The following is a 2,106-nucleotide window of genomic DNA, read 5'->3' on the forward strand; positions in this document are numbered from 1 at the left end:
ATTCCAAAAAGGACAAATTGTTCATTTGCAAATTGAAAATACAGCAACAGAAAATATGCCAGTTGTTATGCCGCCGAACGATCAATATATTTTAACATTTGACAATGGCCATGTCGTAATTGGTGCAACGCATGAGAATGATACTGGTTTCGATCACCGTGTAACAGCTGGTGGTTTACATGAAGTATTCCATAAAGCGTTAACAGTAGCGCCTGGTTTAGAAGATGGTACAATGCTTGAAACTAGAGTTGGCTTCAGGCCATTTACGCCAGGATTCTTACCTGTTATTGGCCCACTCCCTAATTTTGAAGGCATACTCATTGCAAACGGATTAGGTGCTTCAGGATTAACAGCAGGTCCATACTTAGGATCAGAACTTGCGAAACTTGCGTTAGGGCRACCGATTGAATTAGATTTAAATGATTATGATGTTKCTGGGGCAATGGAATAGTAATAAACAAAAAGATTAGGAGTGATTTCCTAATCTTTTTGTTATGTTATTTGGGCGTAACTAAGTATTTTGAGAGGTAGGAGTTCTTTTAAACAAGTGGGATCACCACATCGCTATCAAGCTAAAAAAATAAATAATCCACAAAACGAAAATTTTTTGCCCTTTATAGCAACGAAGTGCATTTTTATCGTTTGAGGTATTAGAGAAGAAAGATTGATTCGTTCAATATAGAGGCGAAAATACATATCAGAAATATAAACAATAGCCCCAAAAACTGGAGGATATTCAATTTCACAATCTATTATGAGCAATTACAATAGGTAAGCTCTTTAAAGTCTGTCCCATCGCTGCATTCGTAAAATGATGAATAACATCAAAACCCTCAACTTGATGGATATTAGCGAACCGTTCCACAAATGAAATTAAAGCGATAGACGGGATCCCAATTAAAGTTTTTTAAACCTAATTGGACTTACCATTAAGAGAGCGAGGATTAATGTAATCCATGCATTGCTATATGAAAACAATCCCATACCGGCCAATGGTAATCCAGCAGCTGGAATAGGTAATCCCTTAAAATATCCAATGGTTGGTTTTACACTAAATTTAGCTAATCTTAAAGCACCCATCGTTGGGAAAAGGATAAATGCCAAAGAAGTTAAAATAGAAGGTGTTGCTATCGAATGAAATAAAAGTGCAGGAGCAACTCCGAAACTAACAATATCAGCTAAGGAATCCAATTGTACACCAAACTCACTGTTCACTTTTAATTTCCTCGCAATTCTTCCATCAAGGAGATCTAAAACAGCTGAAAAGAAAATAAAAATGGAGGCCACTTCCAAATAGTCACTCATATTCATGGTAATTGAAAAAACACCGCACAATAAATTTCCAATCGTAAATAAATTGGGTACAGCTTTTACTATTTGATTGAACAAGGTTGTCCCCCCTAAGTTGATCAAACTTCACGTTTATGTAGCATTTTCTATATATTCTTCCGTTATTCTTGAAAAAATATGACCACTGTATGCTAAGTAAATTTCGRCAAGAGAAAAAYCGATTTCCTGTACGTTATGTTGGTTTATAAACATGTTTGATCAAAGGTAAGTCTATTACTGCTGATTTACCTAATATAAAAAGCCTGTTTTTGAAAAAAAAAAGTTATCAAAATAGGCTCTAAACATATTTTATAGAATCACTTTTTATAAAATATGTTTGATTATTTTCGGTACGCGTTGTTGAACATTAGCACCCGATAGTTGAAGTGCCGAGTAGTCAAGCATTTTCCTCCGGTTGGTGGATAAGACCAACCGCTCCGGTTTTAAATGTATTGTTTTTTATAAGTTTAAGATTAATTTTGACCGTAATTTCTTTAATAAAGGTAGTCCACTGCCTAAGACTACAGGAAACATATTAATCCGATATTCATCAATCAATTCAGGTAGTTTACGAAATTCTGGTTTTCCGCCAGAAAAGATTAGTTAGATATATTAATTATATAGTGGAACAAGATCATCGTTTTATTAAGAAACATGTGCGTTCTATTTTTGGATTTAAGTCCTATAAAACAACATCTACACACTAAAAGATGCATCATATCTTCATATAGTCATAAAATTAATCTGTAGTCGAAAATACGTAAAGAGCTGCTGAAA

The 2,106-nt window shown here is 34.4% G+C and carries 2 protein-coding genes and 1 pseudogene; 2 read left to right on the top strand and 1 reads right to left on the bottom strand.

What is annotated here, in order from left to right; translation table 11 throughout:
- Positions 1–451 (top strand): NAD(P)/FAD-dependent oxidoreductase (locus AC1DJR_RS27700; RefSeq protein WP_477004015.1); only part of this gene is annotated, 451 nt, incomplete at its 5' end.
- 446 nt (positions 452–897) lie between these two features.
- Here AC1DJR_RS27700 and pssA read toward each other — a convergent pair.
- Positions 898–1,389, bottom strand: coding sequence for a CDP-diacylglycerol--serine O-phosphatidyltransferase (gene pssA / locus AC1DJR_RS27705; RefSeq protein ID WP_002085344.1), 492 nt, complete (start codon positions 1,387–1,389; stop codon positions 898–900).
- Positions 1,390–1,925: 536 nt separating this feature from the next.
- On the opposite strand from pssA, the pseudogene AC1DJR_RS27710 reads away from it, so the two are divergent.
- Positions 1,926–2,030, top strand: a pseudogene (locus tag AC1DJR_RS27710) (IS6 family transposase); the annotation flags it as partial.
- Positions 2,031–2,106: the final 76 nt, after the last annotated feature.

This window comes from Bacillus sp. 05T31, from assembly GCF_056396725.1.